The sequence below is a fragment of the Halioglobus maricola genome (genome assembly GCF_009388985.1).
GTDB classification, from domain to species: Bacteria; Pseudomonadota; Gammaproteobacteria; order Pseudomonadales; family Halieaceae; genus Halioglobus; species Halioglobus maricola.
The window spans coordinates 1,529,304-1,554,183 of record NZ_CP036422.1; the positions used below are offsets into that span (position 1 = coordinate 1,529,304).

23 protein-coding genes are annotated in these 24,880 nt (G+C 53.8%); 15 read left to right on the plus strand and 8 right to left on the minus strand.

From position 1 onward, the window contains the following. The first annotated feature begins 5 nt into the window (after positions 1-5). Positions 6-1,622: an FAD-dependent monooxygenase gene (locus tag EY643_RS06900; RefSeq protein ID WP_240732891.1), complete on the plus strand. Its 1,617-nt coding sequence runs from the start codon at positions 6-8 to the stop codon at positions 1,620-1,622. Positions 1,623-1,634: 12 nt separating this feature from the next. Here the strand turns inward: EY643_RS06900 and EY643_RS06905 are convergent, their stop codons facing one another. The 3 genes from EY643_RS06905 to EY643_RS06915 all read right to left on the minus strand — a co-directional run bounded on the left by EY643_RS06905 (position 1,635) and on the right by EY643_RS06915 (position 4,580). Then, positions 1,635-2,372, minus strand: a complete 738-nt coding sequence (locus EY643_RS06905) for a FadR/GntR family transcriptional regulator (protein ID WP_152661507.1) — start codon at positions 2,370-2,372, stop codon at positions 1,635-1,637. Between the two features lie 102 nt (positions 2,373-2,474). Further along, positions 2,475-3,302 carry an alpha/beta hydrolase gene (locus EY643_RS06910; RefSeq protein ID WP_152661508.1) on the minus strand — a complete coding sequence of 276 codons (828 nt, stop codon included), beginning with the start codon at positions 3,300-3,302 and terminating at the stop codon, positions 2,475-2,477. A 66-nt stretch (positions 3,303-3,368) separates the two neighbouring features. Continuing rightward, positions 3,369-4,580 (minus strand): serine hydrolase domain-containing protein, encoded by a 1,212-nt coding sequence (locus tag EY643_RS06915; protein WP_152661509.1) that lies wholly within the window; start codon positions 4,578-4,580, stop codon positions 3,369-3,371. Positions 4,581-4,782: 202 nt separating this feature from the next. Between EY643_RS06915 and EY643_RS06920 the strand changes: the two genes are divergently transcribed. Next, positions 4,783-5,658, plus strand: a complete 876-nt coding sequence (locus EY643_RS06920) for a glutathione S-transferase family protein (protein ID WP_152661510.1) — start codon at positions 4,783-4,785, stop codon at positions 5,656-5,658. A gap of 7 nt (positions 5,659-5,665) precedes the next feature. On the opposite strand, the gene EY643_RS06925 is transcribed toward EY643_RS06920, so the two are convergent. Further along, positions 5,666-7,060, minus strand: coding sequence for a cytochrome P450 (locus EY643_RS06925; RefSeq protein ID WP_152661511.1), 1,395 nt, complete (start codon positions 7,058-7,060; stop codon positions 5,666-5,668). A gap of 126 nt (positions 7,061-7,186) precedes the next feature. Here EY643_RS06925 and EY643_RS06930 point away from each other — a divergent pair, with 126 nt between their 5' ends. Continuing rightward, positions 7,187-8,371, plus strand: a complete 1,185-nt coding sequence (locus EY643_RS06930; RefSeq protein WP_152661512.1) for an alpha/beta fold hydrolase — start codon at positions 7,187-7,189, stop codon at positions 8,369-8,371. A 105-nt stretch (positions 8,372-8,476) separates the two neighbouring features. On the opposite strand, the gene EY643_RS06935 is transcribed toward EY643_RS06930, so the two are convergent. Together EY643_RS06935 and EY643_RS06940 are read right to left on the minus strand one after the other, a co-directional pair. Next, the gene (locus tag EY643_RS06935; RefSeq protein ID WP_152661513.1) at positions 8,477-9,181 is read right to left on the minus strand and encodes a VOC family protein; all 705 of its coding nucleotides are present in this window, start codon (positions 9,179-9,181) and stop codon (positions 8,477-8,479) included. Between the two features lie 92 nt (positions 9,182-9,273). Beyond that, the gene (locus EY643_RS06940) at positions 9,274-10,089 is read right to left on the minus strand and encodes an enoyl-CoA hydratase/isomerase family protein (RefSeq protein WP_152661514.1); all 816 of its coding nucleotides are present in this window, start codon (positions 10,087-10,089) and stop codon (positions 9,274-9,276) included. Positions 10,090-10,357: 268 nt separating this feature from the next. Here EY643_RS06940 and EY643_RS06945 point away from each other — a divergent pair, with 268 nt between their 5' ends. The 6 genes from EY643_RS06945 to EY643_RS06970 all read left to right on the plus strand — a co-directional run bounded on the left by EY643_RS06945 (position 10,358) and on the right by EY643_RS06970 (position 14,758). Continuing rightward, a complete protein-coding gene (locus tag EY643_RS06945) occupies positions 10,358-10,891 on the plus strand; it encodes a hypothetical protein (RefSeq protein ID WP_152661515.1) in 534 nt (177 codons plus the stop codon). Between the two features lie 10 nt (positions 10,892-10,901). After that, positions 10,902-11,240 (plus strand): hypothetical protein, encoded by a 339-nt coding sequence (locus tag EY643_RS06950; protein WP_152661516.1) that lies wholly within the window; start codon positions 10,902-10,904, stop codon positions 11,238-11,240. 73 nt (positions 11,241-11,313) lie between these two features. Next, positions 11,314-11,739 carry a GlcG/HbpS family heme-binding protein gene (locus EY643_RS06955; protein WP_152661517.1) on the plus strand — a complete coding sequence of 142 codons (426 nt, stop codon included), beginning with the start codon at positions 11,314-11,316 and terminating at the stop codon, positions 11,737-11,739. 10 nt (positions 11,740-11,749) lie between these two features. After that, positions 11,750-13,309, plus strand: coding sequence for an AMP-binding protein (locus EY643_RS06960; protein WP_152661518.1), 1,560 nt, complete (start codon positions 11,750-11,752; stop codon positions 13,307-13,309). Between the two features lie 35 nt (positions 13,310-13,344). Further along, the gene (locus tag EY643_RS06965) at positions 13,345-14,172 is read left to right on the plus strand and encodes an enoyl-CoA hydratase/isomerase family protein (RefSeq protein ID WP_170287309.1); all 828 of its coding nucleotides are present in this window, start codon (positions 13,345-13,347) and stop codon (positions 14,170-14,172) included. Between the two features lie 4 nt (positions 14,173-14,176). Continuing rightward, positions 14,177-14,758, plus strand: a complete 582-nt coding sequence (locus tag EY643_RS06970; RefSeq protein WP_170287310.1) for a TetR/AcrR family transcriptional regulator — start codon at positions 14,177-14,179, stop codon at positions 14,756-14,758. A gap of 80 nt (positions 14,759-14,838) precedes the next feature. Here EY643_RS06970 and EY643_RS06975 read toward each other — a convergent pair whose 3' ends face one another. Further along, a complete protein-coding gene (locus tag EY643_RS06975) occupies positions 14,839-15,528 on the minus strand; it encodes a VOC family protein (protein ID WP_152661521.1) in 690 nt (229 codons plus the stop codon). Between the two features lie 362 nt (positions 15,529-15,890). On the opposite strand from EY643_RS06975, the gene EY643_RS06980 reads away from it, so the two are divergent. The 6 genes from EY643_RS06980 to EY643_RS07005 all read left to right on the plus strand — a co-directional run bounded on the left by EY643_RS06980 (position 15,891) and on the right by EY643_RS07005 (position 23,342). After that, positions 15,891-16,649, plus strand: a complete 759-nt coding sequence (locus tag EY643_RS06980; protein WP_152661522.1) for an enoyl-CoA hydratase — start codon at positions 15,891-15,893, stop codon at positions 16,647-16,649. A gap of 156 nt (positions 16,650-16,805) precedes the next feature. Beyond that, positions 16,806-17,531 (plus strand): SDR family NAD(P)-dependent oxidoreductase, encoded by a 726-nt coding sequence (locus EY643_RS06985; protein ID WP_152661523.1) that lies wholly within the window; start codon positions 16,806-16,808, stop codon positions 17,529-17,531. Positions 17,532-17,561: 30 nt separating this feature from the next. Continuing rightward, entirely contained in the window at positions 17,562-19,925 is a 2,364-nt protein-coding gene (locus EY643_RS19765; RefSeq protein WP_240732848.1) for an acyl-CoA dehydrogenase family protein, read from the plus strand. A gap of 17 nt (positions 19,926-19,942) precedes the next feature. Continuing rightward, on the plus strand, positions 19,943-20,707 hold the full coding sequence (locus EY643_RS06995; protein WP_152661524.1) for an enoyl-CoA hydratase: 765 nt from the start codon (positions 19,943-19,945) through the stop codon (positions 20,705-20,707). A 19-nt stretch (positions 20,708-20,726) separates the two neighbouring features. After that, positions 20,727-21,806: an alpha/beta hydrolase gene (locus EY643_RS07000; RefSeq protein WP_152661525.1), complete on the plus strand. Its 1,080-nt coding sequence runs from the start codon at positions 20,727-20,729 to the stop codon at positions 21,804-21,806. Between the two features lie 69 nt (positions 21,807-21,875). Beyond that, complete coding sequence (locus EY643_RS07005) at positions 21,876-23,342, plus strand: WS/DGAT/MGAT family O-acyltransferase (protein ID WP_152661526.1); 1,467 nt, start codon at positions 21,876-21,878, stop codon at positions 23,340-23,342. 57 nt (positions 23,343-23,399) lie between these two features. On the opposite strand, the gene EY643_RS07010 is transcribed toward EY643_RS07005, so the two are convergent. Continuing rightward, a complete protein-coding gene (locus tag EY643_RS07010; RefSeq protein ID WP_152661527.1) occupies positions 23,400-24,830 on the minus strand; it encodes a DUF3336 domain-containing protein in 1,431 nt (476 codons plus the stop codon). Between the last annotated feature and the right edge of the window lie 50 nt (positions 24,831-24,880).

A 24,880-nucleotide genomic window follows, 5' to 3' on the forward strand; every position in this document is an offset into this window, starting at 1 on the left:
ACGACATGGATAGCGCCCTTCTCATGAACGGGGAGACGCCGCAAAAATATGATGTCCTGATCGTGGGGTGTGGCCCCTCGGGGGCGATACTCGCCAATTTGCTCAAAGACAAAGGGTATAAAGTTGCCATTTTCGACAGGGATAAAGAAATATTTCACGCCCCGCGAGCGATGATGCTGGATGTGGAAAGCTGCCGCATTCTGAATGGTATGGGGATGTTCCACCGCATAATGGAAAAGGATGGCGTGCCTTTTCTACGTCATCGATTTGTTTCGAAAAATAAAAAGACGTTGATGTCGATTCGTATGCCGAATAATCAAGTTGATCTTGGTTATCCTGAATCGGGCGTTTACTGGCATCAGCCTGCGGGTGAGGCGATGTTGCGGGAGAGTTTTAGTAAAGGTGATGGCCAAGGCGGTAGCGTAGATGCATTTCTCGGTTATGAGGTCCTCAGTGTTGATGGAGAGGGCAGTGAAGCGAAACTGATCGCCAAAAACCCTGAAAGCGGCGAGGAACAAAGTTTTGTTGGTCAGTACCTGGTAGGGGCAGACGGTGGGGCAAGCACCTGTAGAAAGTATCTCAATGCCAAGCGGGTTGATTTAAATTATAGCCGTGACTGGATTGTGATGGACCTCATTATTCATGACAGCCAGTGGTGGAATGCGTTTCGGGAAGGCAGTGCATTTACCTGTGAACCCAATGCAGCGGTGGTTGTTGTTAAGGGGCTTCATGGGCATATCCGCATGGATTTTGAACAGCCTTCAGCGCAGGCAGCTGAAGCATTCACCGAGGAAGACGCCTACCAGCTCATTGCAGAGTATCTTGATGTAGACAGGGAGAAAATTGAAATCATCCGGCGACAGCCCTATAAGTTTTATGCCGGTATGCCGGACCGCTGGCGAAGAGGGCGAGTATTTCTCGCTGGCGATGCCGCTCACCAGACCTCACCTTTTAAGGGCCAGGGCCTGAACATGGGTATAAGGGATACGGTAAATCTTTCATTCAAATTGGATATGGTCTTTAAAGGCCTGGTCAATGATTCTATTTTGGATACCTATCAGGAAGAGCGCTGGGACAATTGCGCCCATCTGATCGAAGAGGCAACGAAGGGAGGTTTAATGTTGAGCACCGCCAACTGGTGGGAGATTCTGGTGCGGGATTTTACTTTTATGTTGGGCCGAATGAGCAACAGGCTTGCTTATGAAATGACCAAAAAAACATCGAGTATCGCCCCTTATAAAAATGGTTTGCTGGGGAAGCAGCACTCTCTGTCCGGGGCACGGTTTTTCCCGCCGCAAGTCCAGTCGCCGGATGGTAGAGGTGCACTGTTGGATGAAATAATAGGTGATCGGTTCGCACTGATCACACGAGAGCCAGTCAGCGGTGAGGCCGTTGATTGGTTGCATTCAGAGCTGGGAGGGACATCTTTGACGATAGGCAAAGATGTAATTGATGCCAGCGGTAAACTGACCGAGTACTTTGTAGATAACAACGCGGAGGCTATTTTGCTTCGCCCGGATTACTACATCTTCGATGCGGGTAGTGACGCAAACGCGGCATGCTGCGCTTTACGTACACAACTGACCGACTATGGGCTGGCGTCACCGTCGGGTGTCGGCTGAATCTGGGGTGCCCTAGGATTTAACGCTAACCGGTGCGTCGAGGTTGAGTTCGGCCAGCTCGCATCCGCGGCGGAAGTCGCGAATGTGTTTGGCCATCCAGGTCTCAGCTTGCTTTTCATTGCCTTTCTTCAGCGCCTGGAATATTTTCGTGTGCGCTTCGAACAAACGCTCACCCGGGCCTAGCTTCCGAATGACGGCTCCGAAGGCAGGGAAAAGCAAATCTCCCAGAGGTTCCCTCGCCAGTAACATGGCGTGATTGTCGGCGGCCTTGGCCACCAGCTCGTGGAATTCAACATCACACTCCGCTAGCTTGGCGGGTTTATCCAGGCACGTGGCCGTGCGTGCCAGATTTGCCTCGATTTCATCCAATATCTCCTCTGAAACCTTGCTCGCTGCCAACGCAGCTGCAGCCGGTTCAAGGGCCATTTGGATTTCCCACAGCTCCCGATAAGTGACCCCGTGCAACACGATAGCCTCGTGCATTGCATTGTGAACAATACGAGGGGATGGCGCGGTGACCACCATGCGGCGGCGGGGTCCACGCTTGATCAGGCCGGCGCCTTCCAGCGAGCGGAAGGCCTCGCGCACAGTGGGGCGGGTAACCTCCAACTGCTCTGCCAGCTCGGTCTCGGGGGGCAGCAGGTCACCGGGGGAAAGCTCTCCGCCCATGATCATGCTGCGGATGGATCCCTCTACCAGCTGGTACGCAGGCACCTTGGTTACTGCCTTGAAGGCCGTTACTTTGCTCATAGGGTGATGTCCATCGTCAGTACAGGGTGCTTTTGCGCGAATGATGTCATATTTGTAAACATAAGTACAAAGCCGGAGGCTAGCGCTTCTGAGCCCCTGACCTCAGGCGTTGTCCAGGCAGAATTCGTGTACGCAGCTGGAGTACTCCTCGGTGTGGAACAGCATAAGCTGGTGACCGGCATCCTCGAACATTTTGAGCGTAACAGGGCCGCCAACTTCCGCGACAATCATCTCGAGCGCGCCGTCCGGGATATTGGGATCATCAGTCCCTGCGGTGAACAGCACGGGTTTCGTGTTTTCGCTCAGCGGCTCGGGTGGGTCGTAGTTCATGATGGAAGCCCAGGACGCCAGATCGTAAGACCAGGTATTCAGTGGGTCCAGTTTCTTGGCATCAGCAGCACCCTGAAAGCCGTAATCCACGTCGAAATTGAAAAACATTGGGATGTCCAGGCGTGCAGCACGGCCTAGCTGGGCCAGCACCTGTTGCACGGCTTCGCTGCGCCAGTGCTCGGTCATTGACTTGATCAGTGGGCTGCCTGGTACTGCGATTGAACCCATAGCGATGACGCCGGAAATGTCGGGGGAGTCAATCGCCGAAATAGCGGCACCCACGCCAAGGCTTGAACCTAGTGCGAAAACGGGCAAACCCGTTTTAGCTTTGACATGGGCTGCGAAATCGCGAGTGGCTTGTGCCCATTCGTCCATGGTCCACTGCCCGCGTGGGCGTGAGTTGTTTGAACGACCGTGCCCAGGCGCGTCGTAGGACCAGATTTCAACGCCTTTTCCGCCGTGGTGTTCGCAAAAAGGTCCATAGATCCCGCCGTGACCGCCCAATCCGTGTGAAATCACCAGTGCATACTTTGCGTCTTGGCCATCTGGTACGTATCGATATGCGTGAAGATCATTCAGAGTGTGTGATTCGATTTTCATTTGCGAGCCTCCGTCTTATGTCTTCATAGTGTAAGACAATAATACAAATAAGGAAAGTTTGGGCGCTTATAGGCCGATTGCTATTGCCTGGAACAGATCCTGGTAACGCTCTTTCCACCAGTCGGGGGCTTCGTTGAACTTGTTGTTGGCGTTGTACATGGCGATCACCAGGCCCTTGTCCTCGTTGACGAACAGATACTGGCCATACAGGCCGGATGCGTAGTATTCCCTTCCGTTGGGTTCTACCGGCGTCCACCACAGGTACCCGTAGCCGAAGGGCTTCTCTGATAGCGGATTGTCGCGCCCAGGCATCTGGTAGGGTTTGGAAGGCGTGGTTGATTCCAGCACCCAGGATTCAGGGATCAATTGCTCTCCGTGCCATTGACCGCGCTGCAGGAACAGTTGCCCAACCTTGGCAAGGTCCCTCAGGCTCATGCTCAGGCCCCCGATGGCTACTTCCATTCCCGTGACATCCGTCGTCCAGGTGGCGTCGTCCTGGGCACCCAGGGGTTCCCAGAGCTTTTCGTGCATATAGTCGGCCAGGGTGCGATCACCGAGGACTGCACGCAACAGGAAACCTGCGAGTTGGGTTTCCATGCTGTTGTAACCTTGCTTTGTGCCCGGAGGATGGGCAGATTTCAGTGCAAGCAGGAAGGGCTCCATGGGCTTGTCGAGAACAAAATTAACTTGAAAGCGCTGCATATCCGTATCAGTGCGGCTGTAATCCTCATCAAAGTCGACGCCACTGGACATCTCAAGGACGTTGGCGATGGTGGCCTTATCCCAGGCAGTCCCCTTGAAGTGAGGCAGGTACTTCACTACAGGGTCGTTTACGTCGTCTATCAGGCCGTCGCCGATGGCCATTCCCACCAGAACCGACGTCATGGACTTGGCGACTGAAAATGCAAACTGGCGGTCCGATTCCACAAGGCCTTGCCAGTATTGTTCATGAATGACCTGTCCGTCCTTAATAATAAGCAGGCCAGTAGGCTTTGCTTCCTTAAGGAACTCAGCAGTTGAGAGCGTTTCACCATGATTGACAAAAGTTTCAGGTATAACACCCTGCTGTACATTCCGCGGAAAGGCCTCGGGTTTTGAAGAACGTTGGATCAGGTGAGTCTTGTAATAGGTATCGGATATTCTGAGGTTTTCCGCCATCGACGCTTCGTCGTCCATGTTCATGGCGAAGTACAGTCTCTCAATAATCGGCGCGTAGTAGATGCCGATGGCAGCGACCGAGACTATGACAATTGCGAGAACAATTTTGATCGCTTTCATATCTATTCCTGCGAATTATTTGAAATATGGGAGTGTGGTGAGTGCATTGTGGTGACAGATATTGTCATACTGACAGACACAAGTACAATGCTGGGCCGGTTCAATCAATCAGGAGTACAAAGAGCATGCCAGACTATCTCAGTTTTTTATTCTATCTCGAGGGAGAAGCCGCACTAGCCAAAGATGGTGCCGGGCTGTAGCAATGACAACAGTCGTCTATGAACAGGAGTACGAAGTTTACACATACGGCGAGTCCCTGTGCTCACAGATGGTTAGAATTGCCTGTGTAGAGAAGGGAATTGAATGGAAATCAAAACCCATAATGCTTTCGGAGGTAGCCGTTGAGTCAAATAATCTGACGCCTCAATACCTGGCAATTAACCCCAAGGCCCGTGTTCCTTCACTGGTTCACAATGGCACGCCTATCCTGGAAAGTTACGAAATTATCAAGTATCTGGATCGACAAAACCCAAACTCAGGTCCGCGCCTGTATCCAGAGGATCAGAATCTGCGGAGCCGTATTGATGCCTGGGTTCTGGGCGCATCACTTCGTGATGATGGAGAGTTTGGGACCACGTTGGGGATGGCCATCCCAATGGTGTCTTCGCCAGCCATCAGATATTGTTTGAAGCGCCAGCCGTTCTGGCATGTGATGCGAAAATTCTCCAAACACCCGCTGCCGTCCAGGGGCATAGGCTTTCGGGTGCTGCGCATCATGCCTGTTCCCAGGGGAATAACGGATAAATCAGTTGCGGCAATCGCCCAGGCTCTGGTGAATATTGAAAATGAGCTTTCGGGCGGTGATGACTATATTTTGGGCTCATTCACCCAGGTAGATGTCATGATGATGGCACACTTCCACCGGCTCGAGGATGTCGCACTGGGTGAAGTGTTAGTAGATGGAACCTTGCCCAATATTTCCGCTTATTGGGCGAGGCTGCAGGCCAGGCCCTCCTATGAATCTGCCGTACTGGCTTATCACGAACCCCATTGGCGCGAGGCGCTGCAAGCGGTTTTCAGTGACTCGCAGTCGCCCGAAATGGGTAAGTTAAAGGCTGCAATTAACCGGGCGATGTAGCTCTCCTTCAATCTTGCAGGAGAGTAAATGTCAGCGGCAAGCCATCGGTGGGAAACGTTAAGGGGATATTGTTGTATTTGTAGGAGTCCATCTTTTCGTCTTTGCTGACCTTATAGTTCTTCAGCAAATGGTAGAGGAAGGTTTTCCCCTGTACTTCCGCAAAGTGTAGCCCCAGGCATTTGTGAGCGCCGCCGCCAAACGGGATGTATTGAAAGAAGTTCCCTTTTTGCTCGTTGCGCTCGGGCGAAAATCGCGTTGGATCGAAGGTATGAGGTTTTTCCCAGTACTCTTCCATGTAGTGGGTGAACAGTGGTGAAACAGCTACCGGGGTATTCCGGGGGAAAATATGTCCTGCGAACTCGAATTCCCGCAGAGCAACCCTGGGCATCATCGCAAGAGGCGGGTACATGCGTAACGCTTCTGCAATCGTCCAGCCTGTTTTTACTAAAAGGTCCAGGTCGTCTAGCTCAAGATCCTCTTTATCAATCGCAGTAACTTCTGCCCTCAGCTCTTCTTGCCATTCACTATTTGAGGCCAGCGCATACAGGGTGCTGCTTAAGGTACTGGTCGTCGTGTCGTGTGCCGCGAACAACAGAAACAGTATGTGGTCCCGGATTTCTTCGTCGCTGAAGTACCGGCCTTCGTCATCCTTGAGCTGACAAAACTGTGTGAACATATCGCCCCCTGACGATGAGCGTCGAACATCAATTTCGCGGAAGATAAACTCTGAAACGACCTGGTTTCCCTTTACACCTTTGGCATAGGGTGAAAACCAGATTTTTTCCCATTTGAAGAAGTCGGCTGTTCCCGCAACGATCGCTTCAAACGCTTGATTCAGATTTTTTGCTTCCGGGCCAATGTCCGAGCCAAGGAAGACCTTTGCGCCAGTGTCTAACAGTAGATCTTTGAGGAAATTCTTGGCCTTTACCGTCTTCCCACTGGAAAGTTGACTGATGCCTGCCTTCAATACCGGACTCATTATGGCCAGGTGCTGCACAATGGCCTCTCGTTTGAACGCGGCCTGAAGGATTCGACGCTTCTGTTTGTGGTCAGAAAAGTCTCGCTCTAACAAGTTGTTGTCGAACAGACCTTTGAATGTAACGTCCCATGCCAGAAAATTGGAAAATAGTTTGTCTTCATTCTTTAAGACCAATTCGTTAGCTTCGGGTCCTAGCAGAAAAACCATTTCTCCCAGTGGGCTTTTTTGCTTGAATACTGGTCCATGGCGAGCGTGCTCCTGGTCCAGCAGTTTGTGAAAGTCTTTTAGAAAAGGGAACATATGCCCGAAAAAAGGCAGGCCTCGACTCCCCGGGATTTTGGCCAGATCGGCGCGAGGTGTTTTCTCCTGGTATTGGCGGATCTTCGGTAAGTCGTAATTCGCCAATGCTGTTTCTATATTCATGTGCTTATCCTGTACGCTATATTTGCATCGTATTACAGTAGTGCTCTCTGTCAATGTGATAGTTGACGATGCTGAGACAGCGTTCAAATCTGATTCTATTCATAACAACGCGATAGGAAATCTGCTATGCCCCAAACAGTATTTTCTGTGCCCTGGAAAAGCGAAACCTTTGAAGTTCTGCCGCTGAACATCGTTTATCAGGAGGAAGCAGTCTTCAAGGATACCTACGGGGGTGATGTTGGCTTGGTTGCACTGGATGGGCGTTATTACAAGCCAGAAAAAGACTCGGACACGGTGCTTATCAGTATGCATCCCATCGGTGGCACCGGTCAGCTACCGGTGATGCGCCAGTTGGCCAAGCAGGGCATCCATGTTATTGCGGCAGACAGCCGCTATCGCGGGGTCGACAATGCCTTAATCATGGAAAAAGTAGTCACCGACCTGGGCGCGGTGGTGAGGCTGGCACGGGAGACGCTGGGTTATAAGAAAGTAATCCTTCTCGGTTGGAGTGGCGGTGGATCGCTGTCTTCCTATTATCAGGCGCAGGCCGAGTCACCCACAGTGACAAGTTCACCCTGTGGGACCGGACCCGACCTCACCAGGGCCAACCTGATTCCGGCTGACGGGGTCATATTCATGGCAGCACATGTGTCGCGGCATGGCACGCTGACTGAGTGGGTAGACGCATCGATCATCGAGGAGACGGACCCCTACAATCGCGACCCCGAGCTTGATATCTACTCAGGAGAACACAGCGCACCTTTTTCAGCTGAATTTATAGCGCGATATCGCGCCGCGCAGATAGCCCGTAACCGCAAGATCACCGCCTGGGTTAAAGACAAGCTTGCCTGGCTGCAGTCTTCCGGGCGTGAAAATGAGGAGTTTGCCTTTACCGTGCACGCGACCATGGCTGATCTGCGCTGGCTCGATCCAGCCATTGATCCTAACGACCGCAAACCAAACTGGTGCTACCTGGGCGACCCGAGAATCGTCAATATGGGACCGGTGGGGCTTGCCCGTGCTGCAACCTTGCGGAGTTGGTTGTCGCAGTGGAGCTTTGATGACGCTAACGGCGACGGCCCCAGGTGCGCGGCGAGCATCACAAAGCCAGTGTTGGTTATCAACAATACGGCGGATGACGCCTGTACGCCCAGTCATGCCCAACGTCTGTTCGACGGCGTTGGCCACAACGACAAGGAACTAAGGCATATAGAGGGGGCGTCACATTACTATATCGGGCAGCCGGAGCAGGCGAAGGAAGCGTCGTCACTGGTTCTTGACTGGTTGAAGCGCAAGGGTTTCGAAGGGTAGGGGGCTTGTCAGTGCGTAACCGCCAAGCCCAGATTGCTGCCGTCGACCTCGTTCAGAGAGTCGCCAGTCTCTCCCGGAATATCAAAGTTGATCTTGCTGAAAGCCCTATTTAATTTTTTTCGGTGGCTTAGCGTATTCCGGGTTGGACTTGGCGGTCATTGAATCCGGCAGGTGCAGGGCCAGGCGGTAAAGTATATTGGGCCCCAATTCCAGGTGCGGTTTTTCCGCATCGTAGCTGGGCTGCTTGACCGAGCCTGTGCCTTCGCTTGCCTCGAACGGTTCGGGATGGCGATATTTTTCCAACTCTTCTGCTGAAATGCCTGCGAGTTCGATCACTTCCGGCTCCAGCCAGGACCCCTCGGTATCGAGTGGCGCCTCGCAGTCGTTGGTAGCGACCTCTAGAGACAGGCCCTCGGGCCCGGCGAAATAAATAGATTGGCACAGCCCGTGATTAAGGGGGCCGAAGCAGGGTACGCCTCGTGAGCGAATGCGATCGCGCATCGCCATCAGTTCTTCGCAGGTGTCGACGTTCAGCGCGAGGTGCTGCAGGGTGCCCGGCGCGCTTGCCCCGGCGCCGCTGCCTGCGTGCGTCTGGCCGATAACCGGTTGTGCTTCCTTGTTCTTGGGCAGGAACACAAAGGCAAATGCGGAATCGCCCATCTTCATGAAGCCGTGCCAGGCATTTTTCACACCGTGCATCCAGAACAGGCCCACCAGTTCCATACCGAGCACGTCGGCGAAGAACTCGATTTGCGCTTTCATATCGGCGGTGGATATGGCGATGTGATGGATGCCGTTGGGCTTGGCCATAGTTGAGCTCCTCTTGGTCCAGCGGGTAAATTATTTTTGGAATAATCCTAAACTATACTTAAAGGTATGGTTGCCTGTAAATAACAGCGACGTCAGGCATCTCGGTACTCAGGTGCGCGTCTCTGCGCAAAGGCTGCCATGCCTTCCTGAGCATCTGCAGTTTGTGCACAGAGAATCTGGTTACGATCTTCAAGTGCGATAGCTGCCTCCAGAGAGCCTGTGTCGATATTGACGTTCAGGGCCTCTTTGGAGAGTCGCAGCCCCAGTGGAGAATTGGTTAGCATGAGCTGCAGGTCTTCCTCAACCGCAGCTTCGAGTTGGCCTGGTTCGACTACCTGTGACACCAGGCCCAGATCCAGGGACCGCTGCGCGTTGATGAATTTGCCAGTGAGAATTAGCTCCGCAGCGACTGATGATCCGACCTGACGCGGCAGGAAGTAGGATGAACCCATATCGCAGCCTCCCAGGCCGATGCGTATATAGGCACAATTCATTTTGGCCGTGCTGTCTGCAATGCGAATATCTGAGGCCAGGGCCAGTGAAAAACCGCCGCCACAGGCCGCACCACTGATCAGCGCGACAATGGGTTGTGGACAGCGTCGCATGGCCAGATAGATTTCTGCGATTTCCCGCTGGGACTGCAGACCCTTCTGCACAGTACCCAGCGCTAGCGCTTCTTCCGAATTTCCGCCGGCCTTGATATCCAGACCCGCGCAAAAAGCCCGACCGGCACCCCGCAGTACCACGATACGGCGATCGGGGCGAGTGGCCAGGTCGCGGAAGTAGTGGGTCAACTCCGAAACCATGGTTGGGTTGAGGGCGTTCAGTGACTCCGGCCGGTTCAGGGTCAGCCAGTCGACTGCGCCTTGTTCTTCCAGGAGTAGAGTTTCGAATTGTTGCCGGGCCATGAGGAGATGCTCGTAATCTGTCGGGGCCGGTTAATATAGAGGAAGTAATATTGTGCTACAAATACTGCTCAGTTTTTGTGCCTGACGGGTCATGGTCTTGAGTCAGCGCTATGAGGTCTGGGCGTTCCCGCGCAGACCAATTGACAGCTCCATACCATAAGGTACAGTATGGGCCGTCTTCGAGAATGAATATGGGGTCGGCCCATGGCCCTCGGCACGGGTATGCATGCGTTGCCGATCAGGCGGTCTGAACTGGGGTTAACAATACATGTACGAAACACTACAACAATTTCTCGCGCCCTATTACTTCTATATAAAGTTGGTGCACGTGCCCTTCGCCTTCTTGTGGCTGTTCAGCGTGGTCATGGGCTACGCGCACTATCTGGTGCCCGTAATGCAGGCCTGGCGACGCGACTCCTCCGACCCAGGCCTGACGTTGATGCGCAACTGGGTATTTGAGCGTTTTGACGAGGGCGTTTCCGTAGAGCACATCGCCTATCCAGTGTTATTGCTGTCGGGGGTACTGCTGTTTATAGCTGGAGGTTGGGGGCCGCATGCGGGATGGCTGATGCTGAAGCTGGCCATTGTGATTGTAGTGACCGTGCCAATGGAAACTATCGACTATTACATCTCTCACCTGAACGGTAACAAGCGCTACCTGCGCGATAAGGACGGCGAGCCCGACTGGGAGCGCTATGAACAGGCATTGCACCGGCACTGGTGGTTTTTCCTGGTAACCACGCCCATGATCGGCTTGATGGTGGTTAGCGTTCTCTATCTTGCATTCACCAAGCCTTTCTAGGGGAAAAATAATGGACTCGGAAAACCTTGGGCGACAATCGATGGTCTACAGCCGTGAGTTCAATGGCACGCCGAAGCTATACCTGTGCGCAGCCATTGCCAGTGGCCTGTATCTAGGTCTGGGTATTTACCTGGTCTACGCCTGTATTTGCTACTACTTCGCGGGCGATGCCAGTGTCTTTAGCTTCAGATATTTGGTTTATCTTGGACTTTTTTTCGCGATCTATATTCCTTTCGCCTATCGCACGATGCTCAAGTATGACGGACTGAAATCCAGTGGTGACAGTTGGGAGCAGAAAGAGGCGAGGGTAAAACTGATTGAGCGAAAAGAACACCGCCGCTTTGGTTAACAACCAGGGTGCCCGGGTGTTAAGTTGTCCAGCCCGTACATTGATATTTTTAAATGAACTTCAAGGAGAAATTATGAGCTCACTGGTTAACCAAAAATTAAGCATCAGCAGTCTGGCGGCTGAAAAAGTAATCGCTGCAGCCCGTAGTAAGGCTGCGGAAATGGGTAAGCCGATGGTGATCGCCATCGTCGACGAGGCGGGTGAACTCAAAGCCTTCGAGCGCATGGACAGTGCTCCCATGCTCAGTGTAAAACTCGCCCAGGACAAGGCGTATACCGCAGTGTCTTTCGGTATGCCCAGCCACGGCTGGCACGATTTCATCAAAGACGATGCGCCCCTGCTGCACGGCATCGTGCACACTGATCGCCTGGTAGTGTTCGGCGGCGGCTACCCCATCACTGTCAATGGTGAAGTCGTTGGTGGTATCGGTGTCAGCGGTGCTCACTACTCTGACGATATGCTCGTGGCCGAGGCCGGCCTGGCAGCACTGGAAGACTGAGTAGGCTGATATGAAGCACTCGGACTATATCCACCCCTACGCGGGCAAGGATGTACCCTGGTTGTTGCGTGCCCAGGCCGAGAAGAATCCCGACGGCGTGCACCTGGCCTGGGAGCCCTTTGAGGGGAAGGCCTGCACCTGGACCTACTCGCAGTTTCTCGGGGAGGTAGAGGCGCTGGCCGGCGGGCTGGCAGCGCGAGGCATCGGCACTGGCGACCGGGTGTTGATCCATATGAACAATTGCCCGGAGTTTCTGTTCGCCTGGCATGCCTGTGCCTTGCTGGGGGCGGTAGCGGTGACGACCAATCCCCGTTCTGCCGCCAGCGAAATGGAATACTTTATTGATCATTCACAGGTGCGCTATGCCTTGACCCAGCCGGAGTTCCTGGAGTTGATACGGGGCAGGCGGGGCGATATCGAATGGATCGCCAGCACCATATCTAATAGCGATAGCGCCCAGGAATTCGATATTGGCGACGCCATTCCCTATGGCGAGCTTGTAGGTGATGCTGCGGATATTCCGAAGCGCCAAGCCGATCCCATGGCGCCTGTATCAGTGCAGTACACCTCAGGTACTACCTCGCGTCCCAAGGGCGTGGTGTGGACCCACGCCAATGCACTTTGGGGTGGGCAGGTAGGCACAACCCACAATGCGATATCCAGCGCGGACACTGCCATTGTGTTCACGCCCCTGTGTCATACCAACGCGATGAGTTGGGCACACTTCCCGGTCTTGTGGTCTGGCGGCACGATGGTGTTGCAGCCGAAGTTTTCCGCCAGCCGCTTCTGGCCGGTGGCACTGAAACATCGCTGTACCTGGGCCAATGTCATTCCCTTTGCCGTGGGCGCTCTGGCCAGCATAGAGGTGCCGGAAAAACACGATTTCCGCTTCTGGGTGGTGGGCGCCGGCAATGTAGGGATTGCAGAACAATTGTTCAGGCTGCCCTTCGTGGGAGCCTGGGGTATGACCGAACTGATCACCCACGGCACCTACACACCTATACATCTTCCCTGTCCGGAAATGTCCATGGGCATGCCGACACCGGAGTTACAACTCAAGGTAGTGGACGAGTCTGGCGAACAGGTTTCACCCGGCGAGACCGGGCTGCTTAAAGTTAAGGGGGTGCGCGGGGTATCCCTCTTCGCTGAGTATCTGAAGAACCCTGAAGCGACTGACGGCAGTTATGATGAAGATGGTTGGTTCGATACCGGTGATCGGGTGTACCAGATGGCGGACGGACATCTGCGCTTTGCCGACCGTAGTAAGGACATGCTCAAGGTGGGCGCCGAAAATGTGGCCGCGTCTGAAATCGAGGCTGTGGTTGCCACGGTGCCAGGAGTCATGGAAAACGCAGTGGTAGGAAAGCCCGACCCCATGCTGGACGAGGTGCCGGTAGCCTTTGTGCGCGCGGTGAACGCCGGCGATGAACTGGCCGTTCAGATTATCGAGGCCTGCGAAAAGAACCTTGCCAACTTCAAAGTACCCCGGGAAGTGCACTTCCTCGAAGAATTTCCCCGGGCGGAGCTGAATAAGATTGCCAAGAACAAATTGCGGGATCAGCTGAAATAATTGCGCTTAACGATAAGATAACAATGGAGATGAATATGGATTACAAGCAAATAGTAGTTGAGCGCGAGGGGAATGTTGTTACCTGCCGAGTGTTCAACCCGCCTTTGCAGGTATTCACCACGCCCATGATGGCGGAACTCAACCACCTGTTGAGTGAAATCGAGAACGATGACAGTGTCAGGGTATTTGTTGTCACGGGCACCGATGGCGTGTTTATCCGATGGATGGATTTAACCGAAATGTCAGATCACTCCAAGGCGGATCTTTCTGAGGTCACCTATGTTCCAACTATCGGACCTATCCATGAACTGGGTATGCGTATCCAGAAACTCAAGGCGGTTACTGTCGCCGCTATTAATGGCGTAGTTGGCGGTGGCGGTTGTGAGTTCTCCCTGAGCTTTGATTTTCGCCTGATGTCAGCCGATGGCCCCGGCTATGCAGAGCCGGTGACTTTCGCCCTGCCGCAGACAAGCTTCGGCCTGACGCCCGGTGGTGGTGGCGCCTGGCACTGTATCCGCCTGCTGGGTAGGGCAAAGGCGCTGGATGTACTCTTGCACGGTGAGTTTATGCCGCCGGAGCAAGCGCTGGAGTTGGGATTGATCAGCCGTCTATACCCCGCGGAGACGTATGAGCAGGATGTTGCAGCTTTCGTTAACAACATGGCAGCCCGGGCTCCGCTTGCATTACAGGGCGTGAAGCGACTGGTGTCCTTTGGTACTGATGCGGGGCAGCTGGATTTTTGTGCGCAGGAGATGAAAGAGTTGATGCCAACGCTCACTTCAAAGGATGCCCAGTTGGCACTCACATCATGGCTTGAAAACCCGGATCCTGCAGCCTACAACCCGCAGTTTACGGGCGAGTAACAACATGCCTCGAGGAGCAAAGCAGAAACAAGAGCGATCCAGCCGTGAAGACTGGTTGCGGGAAGCTCTGGAGCTTCTCGGTGAGATGGGAATTAGCAGCATCACCATCGATGCGCTGTGCAATCGGCTTGGTCTGACCAAGGGAAGTTTCTACTGGCATTTCAGTGGGCGACAGGAGCTGCTGTCCGCGATGGTGGAGCGCTACGCCAGCACCCACCCCCTGGAAATTCGCGAACGCCTTGAGCAGTCCGGTCTCGATGACTGGGGCCAGTTACAGCAGTTGAGCCAGGAGGCATACGAAAAGTACGCCAGGATCGACCACGCCATGCGCATCTGGGCCGAGGACAGCGAGGAGACACTCGAGGCGGTCAAGCAGTCTGATGCCAAGACCCTGCGGTTTCACGAGCAGAAGCTGAAGGCGATGGGCGTACCCCTGAAAAAAGCCAGGCCGATCGCACGGCTGATATTGTGTGCCAGCCTGGGCTATTCCTTCGCCAGGCCCTCACTGGGTGGGAAGAAGGAATACGATGAGATGGGCCCCCTGATCAAGAGCCTGATCGACCTGGAGATCCAGGCCAAGAATTAACCAGGTGCAATTGATAGGTGGTTGAATCACCGTCTGACGGGGCCAGCTTTCTCTACTCAGCTCGCCCCTGTCAGGTCGGATTACTTGCCCGGGGGTACGGTATCACTTACAGCTTCAGTGATGGCCTCATCGGGCGCTTGCAGCATGGCCTGGAGCATTTCTTCCGGAAGAGCGAACATGGGCTTACTGGTATCGTACGCCGGTTGGGGCACGGACTCTGCTGGCGCTTCATAGGCGGCCGGGTTGCGATAACGCTCCAGTTCATCTGCAGAGATGCCTGCAAGTTTTACGACCTCCTGGTCGATCCAGGTGCCGTCGAGGTCAAGGGGAGCGTTAGCTCCGTCATTGGTCGATATTTCCAGGGTCAGGTTTTCCGGGCCGGCGAAGTAAATTGAGGAACAGAATCCGTGATGGATCGGGCCCATGACCGGAACTCCCCGCGAGCGAATACGGTTCTGCAGCGCTAGCATATCTTCCCGGGTATCAACATTCAGGGATAGGTGCTGTAGGGTGCCGGGTGCTGACCCGCCTGCGCCGTGGCCTGGGTGTGTATAACCGATCTTGTTTTCAAGCTCTGCGTTTTCAGGCAGGAATACAAAGGCAACTGCTTCGTTGCCCAGGCGCATAAAGCCGTGCCAGGCACCTTCAGCGCCGTGCATCCAATACAGGGCAACAAGCTCCATGCCCAGTACGTCGCTGAAAAACTCAATCTGCTTTTTTATGTCACCGGTAGAAATAGCGATGTGGTGAAGTGCGTTTGGCTGGCTCATTACAGGTACCTCTTTTGCCTCAATATGATGGATCCAATATTTTTGTTATACAATAATACAGGATATAGGGCGACGCAAACACGTCTATCGATTCCCTTGTGATATGCGCGCGCAAATGTGTGCCCACTGTACTATCGATCACTGTGCTGATAGTTGAAATGGCTGGACAGGCGTCGGCTTGTTTGATTTTAGGTATATATGTAATACAATATATCAAGAATGTGCATGCTGGGGCTTGTGGCTCAGGCAATACAATTTCTGGTTTTTCGGGTCCATAACCCTTGGACTGTCAGCATCTTCAGGTGCTGGCAGTTTTTTTCTGCGACGTCTCATCACCAATGTTATTCAGGGGAGAGAATACCATGCCCAATCAATCACCCGTCTTAACCGAGATTTCTGATGGTGTCATGCTGATTACACTTAACCGTCCGCAAAGCCTGAATGCGATGTCCAAAGGCTTGGTGGATGGTGTGGTTGCTGCCATGAAGCAGGCAGAGGCTGATGAAAACGTTAAGGTTATTGTGATTACCGGTGCTGGTAAGGCATTTTGTGCCGGTGTGGATCTTAAGGAGTTGAGTGAGGGGGGAGACGTCCTGGAGGCTGATTCTGAATTGCAGACGGTTTTTCCCAACTGCAGCAAACCGATTATTGGTGCCATCAATGGGGTGGCTGTGACCGGAGGCCTGGAACTCGCACTGAACTTCGACTTTCTCTACGCGGCTGATACCGCCCGCATTGGTGACACCCATGCCAAGGTCGGATTAATGCCAACCTGGGGCATGTCCCAGAAACTGTCGCGGATAATTGGCATCAACCGGGCGCGGGAGATGAGCCTGTCGGGAGCCTTGATAGACGCTCAAACCGCGATGGACTGGGGTCTGGTGAACAAGGTCTGCAAGCCTGAAAACCTGCTGCAGGAAGTTATGGACAAAGCCAGGGAGATCGCCGCCAACCATGCCGAAGCCGTGGCGGGTATCAGAAAGCTGATCAATGACGGTTGGTGCACAAGCCTGTCCGATGGCCTGAAGCTAGAGGGCGAGCGCTCCCAGCCCTTCAATGATGCGCTGGATTTCTCGGTTATGGGTGAGCGGCTGGGACAGGTCAAGAAAAGCAACCGTTGATAAGCCAGCTATCGCTCCAGGCCACCGGAGGCACAAGAGGGCGTCAGTAGATTTCTCGAGAAGCGAGCGCCTGCACATCCCAACGCGGTTTCCAACAAAATGCCGGTTTTCTTCCCCAAGTGACAAGAGCCGGGTTAGCAATGAGAGAGCAGAGATATGAGTTTAGTAAACGCTTTAGATTTCAGCGGCAAAAAAGTACTAGTCTGCGGTGCCTCCGATGGCATTGGTTACGGCGTTGCTAAAGCCTTCCTCGAGGCTGGCGCCGAAGTCGCGATCACCGGCACCCGCACAGCGGACGATTACGACAATGACTTCAGTGGGATGCAATTTCACTCCCTGAATATCCAGGATGCGGCCGCCATCACCGACTTGGCGGCGAAATTCGATAGCCTGGATGTACTGGTTAACTGTATTGGCTCGGTGCTGTGGAAGAAAGCCGAATTCGAGCGCGAGGGCTTTGAGAAAATCCTCGCGATCAACCTGACCGGGGCCATGCAACTGTGTACCGAGTTTTATCCGCTACTGGAAACCAGCCAAGGGAGTATTGTGAACCTCGACTCCGTGGTGGCCATTAGCCCGGCTCCCGCTAATCCAGCCTACAGCGCCAGCAAAGCCGGCCTCGTGCAACTGACCAAGGCCCTGGCCATGAAGTGGGGGCGTAAGGGCGTTCGGGTCAACAGCCTGGCCCCGGGCATGGTGGCTACCAAGCTCACCACCAACCAGTCCAGCCAGGAGCAGCAGGCGGAATTTGCTAAAACCAACCCGGTAGGCCGTTTCGGCACACCGCAGGACATCGCTGGCGGCGTCCTGTTCCTGAGCTCGCCAATGGCAGCCTATGTCACCGGCCATCAACTGGTGATCGATGGCGGCATGACGCTGTAAACCAGACAACACCAGACCATAGGACTACAAATGAATCTCGATTTTTCCGAAGACGATACATTAATCCGGGATCAGGTAGAGAAATACCTGGCCAATAACTGCACCATAGAAGAGGTTCGTTCCGTCCTGGACGGCGAGAAGCCCTACTCTGAAGAGGTCTGGCGTGGCCTGGCAGACATGGGGCTGATGGGGATAAATGTCCCGGCGGAATACGGCGGTGTCGAAACCGGTTATAAGAGTCTTTGCCTGGTTGCGCAGAGTCTTGGCCAGGCTGCCGCCTCCATTCCGTTCTCATCCTCTGTCTACCTGGTCACTGAAGCGATTGTGCAGTTTGGTAGTGAAGCGCAAAAGCGTCACTGGCTGCCGCAGCTGGCCAGCGGCGACATTATTGGGGCGCTGGCTGTCACCGAGGGCCTGGAGCAGTTAACTGAGGCAAACCTGAGCTCTGCAGTAAAGGGTGGCTCTTTGAGCGGGAGCAAGCTGGCGGTAGCCGATGGTGGCAGTGCAGACATTGCAGTCGTGCTGGCTGTGGGCGATACCGGCCCGGCAATGTACCTGGTTGAGCTCAATGGCGAGGGTGTTGAGCGCAATGGCGTGAGTACCATTGATCCAACCAGAAATACGGTAAGCATCACGTTTTCAAACGCTAACGCCGATTTACTAGGCGAAGATGGCAAGGGCTGGGATCAACTTCAGCAGGTTTATGATCGGGCAGCGGTGTTAATGGCCTTCGAGCAGATAGGCGGTGCACAAGCCGCCCTGGACATGGCTGTGGAATATGCCAAGGAGCGTTATGCCTTTGGCCGTCCCATTGGCTCTTTCCAGGCTTTGAAGCACATGATGGCCGATATGTATACCGCGCGTCGCATCGCAGAGTCCAACTGTTTCGCGGCAGCTGAGGCCCTGGCGACACAGGCGGATGACCTACCCCTGGCCGCTGCAACCGCACGAGTCTCGGCAATTAATGCGTTCCAGCTGTGTACCAAGGACAATATCCAGGTTCACGGTGGTATGGGCTTCACCTGGGAGTTCGATTGTCATATCTACTATCGCCGCTCCAACTACCAAGCCTTGGAGCTTGGGGGGCTGAGTGTATGGGAAGACAGGTTGGTCGATATGATACTGGCGCACGAAAATGCCTCCGACAATACCGCTCAGGATACGGATGCTGAGCACCAGGCCTTCAGGGAAGAGGCACGCAGCTGGATAGACCAGAACGCGCCCAAACACCTCAAGTCTCACCTCGAGACCAGTGTTTTCGGCAAGATTAATACTGGTGATGAGAACCCACTGGCCGCCTGCAAGGCCTGGCAACGCAAGAAGGCGGAGGCTGGATGGGCAGCCCTGATGTGGCCAAAAGAGTACGGTGGGCGAGGTGCTACACCCATGGAGAGCATTATCTGGTCACAGGAAGAAGGCGTTTATAGCGAGCTGACTTACCCTTTCGTTATAGGCACCGGCATGTGTGGGCCGACCATGATCGCTTATGCCACTGAGGAACAGAAGAAGCGTTACCTGCCCAAGCTGGCCAGTGGTGAAGAAGTCTGGTGCCAGCTGTTTTCAGAGCCCGGCAGCGGATCTGATCTGGCGGGGCTGCGAACGAAAGCGGTTAAGGATGGCGATGACTGGGTGATCAATGGCCAGAAAATCTGGACATCGGAAGCCCATCATTCTGACTACGGCATCCTGATTACCCGGACAGACCCGACAGTTGCGAAACACAAAGGGCTGACCATGTTTTTCGTGGATATGCGCTCCGAAGGTGTAGATGTTCGCCCCATCAAGCAAATTAATGGCGGCAGCTCGTTCAATGAGGTGTATTTTGAGAATGTGCGCATACCAGACACCCAGCGCCTGGGTGAGGTGGGTGATGGCTGGAACGTATCACTGACGACGCTGATGAACGAACGCATGGCAATCGGTGGCATCATCGCTACGGGTGTTCCGGAGATGATCGACCTGATTCAAGACCTGCTTGTCGATAACGGAAAAGCAATTGAGCGCTCTGATGTGAGGGCTCGTCTCGCCGAATACTATACGAAAGCTACCGGGCTGAAAAATGCGGGTGTCCGCTCGATAAACCTGGTGGCGAAAGGGGGCATACCTGGCCCGGAAAACTCCATAGGCAAACTGGTCGCCGGCGAGCTCATGCAGGACCTCGCGAAATACGTGATGGATCTGCAGGGTTTTGCCGCGCTTATTGATGACCCGGATATTGCAGTGGGTAACTCACGCTTTCAGGCCATGTTAATGCGCTCGCCGGCTGTGAGAATCGAGGGCGGTACTGACCAGATTTTGCGCAATATTATTTCCGAACGCGTACTTGGCCTGCCTGCAGAGATGCGAGCGGATAAGGGCCTGGCGTTTAACGAGATACCAACCGGGAACAGCTAACCGATGGGAGTACTGGGATGAGCGTTTTACTGAGCCATACAGACGAGGGGGTGACAATTGTCACCCTGAACAGGCCAGAGCAATTGAATGCGCTCTCCCTGGAGTTGAGGGCGGCCCTTGCGGAAGAATTCACCCGGCTGGCTACTGATTCTGCTAGCGAGATCATTATTCTTACGGGCTCGGGCCGGGCTTTTTCAGCGGGTCTTGACCTCAAAGAGTTGGGTCAGACCGGGTTGCCATCTGAAGGGGCAAGTGGACCGGATCTGCATGAAGCGATACGCAATGTAGGAAAGCCCGTTATTGGCGCTGTTAATGGATTTGCGGTAACCGGTGGTTTCGAAATCGCCCTTATGTGCGACATTCTTATTGCCTCTGACCAGGCAAGGTTCGCAGATACCCATGTACGCATGGGTGTAGTGCCGGGCTGGGGCTTGAGCCAGCGCTTATCGAGAGCGATTGGTTCGTCCCGCGCCCGAGAATTGAGCTTTACGGGGAAATACCTGGACGCCCTGACGGCAGAGCGGTGGGGGCTGGTAAACCGCGTGTTAAGCGCTGACGAGTTGATGCCGCACTGTCTGGAGTTGGCCCGGGAAATCCAGGCTGCTGATCGTGCCACTCTAAAGGCCGTCCAGCATCTTATTGACTACTCGCTGGATCATGGCCTCAACACAGGACTGGCGTATGAGGACAAGGTCAGCACGGAGCACGCCGAGAACGTGAGTAGTTCCGCGCTGGAAGACCGCAGGGGAAAGGTGATGGGTGCTGGACGCCAGCAGAACTAGTTTTTAACGGTATAGCTCAGTGATAAACATCGATTTTTTAATGGTGATCTTCGTCCTGATTGGATTGCTATGGGCGTTTACCCGTTTTTATCTACGCGGGGCAGCAGACCTGGGCGTTTATGACGGGGCCCCGGAAGTATTGATGAGGCCCGCCGGCGTGGGCCCCAGTGAAGGACACTTTAAAGTGCTCGAGATGTTGAACGAGAGGAGGGCATCCCGGCCAAAGGTCTCATTCAAAGAGATGGTGCCCGCCATGCGAGCCAATATCGATGAGTTTGGTAAGGCAGTATCTCTGGAGGGGCTACGTGTTATACCTGTCGACGTCGATGGTGTTCCGGCGGAGTGGGTTCTGGCTGAAGATGCTGACCCCAATCGAAGACTGCTTTACATTCATGGCGGCGCATTTATGGCGGGCAGTCCACTCAGTCATCGAGCGATTACCTCACGATTGGCAAAGTCATATGGAACATCTGTGCTCGCCGTTGATTATCGGCTGCAGCCAGAGCACCGGCGTCTGGATTGCCTGGTCGATTGCCAGACGGCCTACCAGTGGATACTTGCCAACGGTCCCGACGGCCCTTCGACCGTAGAGACCTTGTTTGTCGCAGGTGATTCGGCGGGAGCACTGCTGGTTTTGTCAGTCACTGCCTGGGCTCGTGATGAGGGATTGCGGCCAGCCAATGCTGCCATTGCGCTTTCTCCACCGGTTGACGGGACGTGCACAAGCGCGAGCATGCGCACAAACATCCCTACAGACCCCATGTTAGGGCCTGATTTTGGCAAATTGATGAAGCTGCCGAACTGGCTTTTACTGTGGTACGGGTATTTTAGTAACCGAGCACGTCCCTGTATCCCCTGGTTGTCGCCTATTCACGGCGATCTTTCCAACCTGCCGCCCACACTTATTCATGCCAGCCAGGCGGAGATGTTTTATGACGACGCTTGTCGCTACGTTAATAAAGCGACAAGCAGTGGTACAGAAGCGGTGCTGCAGGTTTGGCCCCACATGCTTCATGTGTGGCATATTTTTCACGACGCCATACCCGAAGCTGATGAGGCCTTCGGTCATATTGAGAGATTTATGGATTCCAGATCCTGAGCTACTTGCTTGCGAAGGGTAGGTGAACGTTTGAAGATCAGAAACTTATAGAATTAGGGATCATCGATAATGAAACAGCTAAGTGCCTTGGACTCTATATTTGTATACAACGAGTCCTCCAGAACTCCGTTACACATTTCGGGTGTTTCCATCTATGAACCCCCGGCGAAAGGCGAGAAACCCGTCAGGTTCAAAGACGTTTTGCAGCGATATGAAGAAAGATTAGACAGGTCACCGGTCTTCCGCCGCAAACTGTCCAGGGTGGTCTTTGATCTTGACACCCCCTACTGGATAGAGGACGAGGATTTCGATCTGGAGTATCACGTTCGCCACATTGCCTTGCCGTCGCCGGGCAACTGGCGTCAATTGTGTATATTGATTGCCCGACTGCATAGCCTGCCCCTGGATCTCGGCAGACCACCCTGGGAGGCTTATGTTATCGAGGGGCTCAACAACATTAATGGACTGCCCAGCGGCAGCTGGGCTGTATTCAGCAAGACGCATCACGCCGCAATCGATGGAGCTACAGGCTCTCAAATGGGTGAGGCGCTGCATGATATTGAGCCAAAGCCTGTGCTGCCCAAAACCACAGACGATTGGAGGCCGGAAAGCGAACCTGGTCACTTAAGCAAACTGGGTAAAGCCTATCTCAAACTGTTTAAGACGCCTCGTCAGATGCGTGCGATAGTCGTGCATGCCGTTAAGTCTCGCAGCGAAGAAGTGCGTGAGCTGCTCAATAATTCTGAATCGGATCACGACTTGAAGGAACGGACACTGTTTAACGGTAATATCAGTCCGCACCGTGTATTCGGTGGTTTGCGCATGGAGTTAGACCAGCTGAAAGCCGTTAAAAATGTAGCTGGCAGTTGCACGTTGAACGACGTGCTGCTGAGTATTGTAAGCGGCACAATGAGGCATTATCTCAGTGAAAAGGGAGACTTGCCGAACAGTTCGCTGGTGGCCATTGTGCCGGTAAGTACGCGAACCAAGGATAATATTAACGCAGAAGGGGGCAATGAAGCTTCCGTGATGAATGTAAGTCTGCGTACTGATATTGCTGACCCTATGGAGCGTATTAAAGCAATCAACGAGGATGCTGTCAGATCCAAGACCTACGCGCAGGCGATTGGTATTGAACGCATTTCCACAGTAATGGATTCGATTCCCACGAGTCTAATGTCTCTTGGGATGAGAGTGGCGGCTGATACTGGTTTGCAGTCGAAAGCTCCGATGCCGCATACCACGGTTACCAACGTCCCCGGCCCCCAGTTTCCACTGTATTTCTGTGGCGCCAAAGTGTCTTTGTCTATGGGGCTTGGTTGCCTCATGGATGGTCAGGGCTTGTTTCATACCGTGACCAGCTATAACGGCTATGTTTCATTAACGTTTGTTTCATGCCGGGAAATGATGGATGACCCGGAATTTTATCACCAGTGTATCAATCGCTCCTTGCGGGAGCATATTGATGCCGCCGACGCATTAGCCAAGCCAAAAGCTACCAAGCCTAAGAAAAAGCGCAAACCCAGGTCTTCGTAACCCCCGCGTCGGCGGGGATAACCGTGTGGGTGGAAAACGCCGGTTCTCGAACGCCCGCTAGCTAGCGCTAGCTGGTAGATGCGTCCCCTCGTAGGAGTCCAGAATTTGCTTCAGTTTTCGGCTTATCTTTGTCTGGTTGCGAATCATCCCCAACTTTGGCCAGGTGCAACGCTCGCCCGAGGAAATAAGTTTAGTGACTTGTTTTTCACTTGGTGTTGCCAGTAACGTTCTTGGATTCACGAAGGTATAGTCGGGCAGAATATTGATATCACCCGCGTAGTTCTGGTTGATTAACGATCGAACAGCGCTTGTCGCTTGCGTCATTCTGCCATTCTCTTTGTCTACCCGATCGAGTATTAACGTGACTGCGTTGATCCATTCTCTTGCCGATCGACGGGCGGCGGCGCGTAAAATTCTGGCATTGGTGGGCTTGCGAGTGGCAGCTGCGACAAAGGGCAAAGCAAGCTGATTGGTTTGGCTGACAATGTAGTGATTCACTCCATACAGGCGAGCGAGGCGTTTAGCGGGTAAATCGTCGCTGACAGAGCCGTCAACCCACCGTCTGGAAGGAAGGTAGTTTACCTGATGTCCGTGGTCATCCACTGCCTTCAGCGTCACCGGAGGAAAAATTCCTGGAACAGCAGTAGAGGCCATCACTGCGCTACGCATCAGCACGCTGGGAGAAGTGGTGGCGTTTAACAACCTGGATGTTTGATGTGTCTCCGCTGCGGCGATGGGTACGTTGGCAGCCCGGCCGGTTTTGGCAAACGACTGCTCAAACGTCATATCAGGCACAATCCTGGCAATACCGGCCTCCAGATCTGCAGTATCCGTAACGCCGCTTTTCGGCGTATCGGGGTCGAGGGTACCGATCATGTAGTCTAATTGGAGCATTTTCTTCAGTTCTGCATTGGTGTGAGTGCAAAGCATGCTTGCTACAATCGCGCCGCCGCTGGAACCGGAGATGACGTCAGGAAGAAGTTCTGCTTCGACCAGAGCCTTCGCCACGCCCATGTGAAAAAACAGTAATGAGCCCGAGCCGCTCAACATCAAGGCAGAGTGCCCGACGCAGTGGCTGGCACGCTTGAAAAACTGGTATTTCTCTTCCGGGGCGATGTCCCCACTGTCGTCTTCGGCGATCAACTCCAGTGAATGCAAAATCTCGTCGATGTAATCCTCGATCAGGTGTTTAGTGCCAGTCTTGGCCTTTTCATAGAGGCCAGCGCGACCCATGCCGCCCATATTGCCGTGAATACCCTCGTTCAGCGTAAACAGTAGGCCTCGAATGTCATGCCTGGATTTAAGGCTGCGGAGGCGATCAAGCCGCCCACGGATGGAAACGTAGTCAAACTGGCTACTGACATCGGTGCGCCGCCATTTGTCAGCTTTGTGATACGCATCGTAAGCCTCGGCAGCGGACTGCCACTCTTCGAAACTTTCGGCACTTTTCAAAGAGCGCTTGAGTTGATTGCTGGTCAGTATGTTCATGTTTGCTCGTTTCTTGAGTATGGGTGTATACTATGTGTCATATTGTATTA

Bases quoted from the DNA above. Each gene is read 5' to 3' on its own strand.
- EY643_RS06955 (WP_152661517.1), top strand. From the start codon at position 11,314: ATGAGCTCACTGGTTAACCAAAAATTAAGCATCAGCAGTCTGGCGGCT.
- EY643_RS06905 (WP_152661507.1), bottom strand. From the start codon at position 2,372: ATGAGCAAAGTAACGGCCTTCAAGGCAGTAACCAAGGTGCCTGCGTAC.
- EY643_RS19765 (WP_240732848.1), top strand. From the start codon at position 17,562: ATGAATCTCGATTTTTCCGAAGACGATACATTAATCCGGGATCAGGTA.
- EY643_RS06935 (WP_152661513.1), bottom strand. From the start codon at position 9,181: ATGGCCAAGCCCAACGGCATCCATCACATCGCCATATCCACCGCCGAT.
- EY643_RS06975 (WP_152661521.1), bottom strand. From the start codon at position 15,528: ATGAGCCAGCCAAACGCACTTCACCACATCGCTATTTCTACCGGTGAC.
- EY643_RS06985 (WP_152661523.1), top strand. From the start codon at position 16,806: ATGAGTTTAGTAAACGCTTTAGATTTCAGCGGCAAAAAAGTACTAGTC.
- EY643_RS06910 (WP_152661508.1), bottom strand. From the start codon at position 3,302: ATGAAAATCGAATCACACACTCTGAATGATCTTCACGCATATCGATAC.
- EY643_RS06950 (WP_152661516.1), top strand. From the start codon at position 10,902: ATGGACTCGGAAAACCTTGGGCGACAATCGATGGTCTACAGCCGTGAG.
- EY643_RS06960 (WP_152661518.1), top strand. From the start codon at position 11,750: ATGAAGCACTCGGACTATATCCACCCCTACGCGGGCAAGGATGTACCC.
- EY643_RS07010 (WP_152661527.1), bottom strand. From the start codon at position 24,830: ATGAACATACTGACCAGCAATCAACTCAAGCGCTCTTTGAAAAGTGCC.
- EY643_RS06930 (WP_152661512.1), top strand. From the start codon at position 7,187: ATGCCCCAAACAGTATTTTCTGTGCCCTGGAAAAGCGAAACCTTTGAA.
- EY643_RS06925 (WP_152661511.1), bottom strand. From the start codon at position 7,060: ATGAATATAGAAACAGCATTGGCGAATTACGACTTACCGAAGATCCGC.
- EY643_RS06940 (WP_152661514.1), bottom strand. From the start codon at position 10,089: ATGGCCCGGCAACAATTCGAAACTCTACTCCTGGAAGAACAAGGCGCA.
- EY643_RS06915 (WP_152661509.1), bottom strand. From the start codon at position 4,580: ATGAAAGCGATCAAAATTGTTCTCGCAATTGTCATAGTCTCGGTCGCT.
- EY643_RS07005 (WP_152661526.1), top strand. From the start codon at position 21,876: ATGAAACAGCTAAGTGCCTTGGACTCTATATTTGTATACAACGAGTCC.
- EY643_RS06945 (WP_152661515.1), top strand. From the start codon at position 10,358: ATGTACGAAACACTACAACAATTTCTCGCGCCCTATTACTTCTATATA.
- EY643_RS06970 (WP_170287310.1), top strand. From the start codon at position 14,177: ATGCCTCGAGGAGCAAAGCAGAAACAAGAGCGATCCAGCCGTGAAGAC.
- EY643_RS06965 (WP_170287309.1), top strand. From the start codon at position 13,345: ATGGATTACAAGCAAATAGTAGTTGAGCGCGAGGGGAATGTTGTTACC.
- EY643_RS06920 (WP_152661510.1), top strand. From the start codon at position 4,783: ATGACAACAGTCGTCTATGAACAGGAGTACGAAGTTTACACATACGGC.
- EY643_RS06980 (WP_152661522.1), top strand. From the start codon at position 15,891: ATGCCCAATCAATCACCCGTCTTAACCGAGATTTCTGATGGTGTCATG.
- EY643_RS06995 (WP_152661524.1), top strand. From the start codon at position 19,943: ATGAGCGTTTTACTGAGCCATACAGACGAGGGGGTGACAATTGTCACC.
- EY643_RS06900 (WP_240732891.1), top strand. From the start codon at position 6: ATGGATAGCGCCCTTCTCATGAACGGGGAGACGCCGCAAAAATATGAT.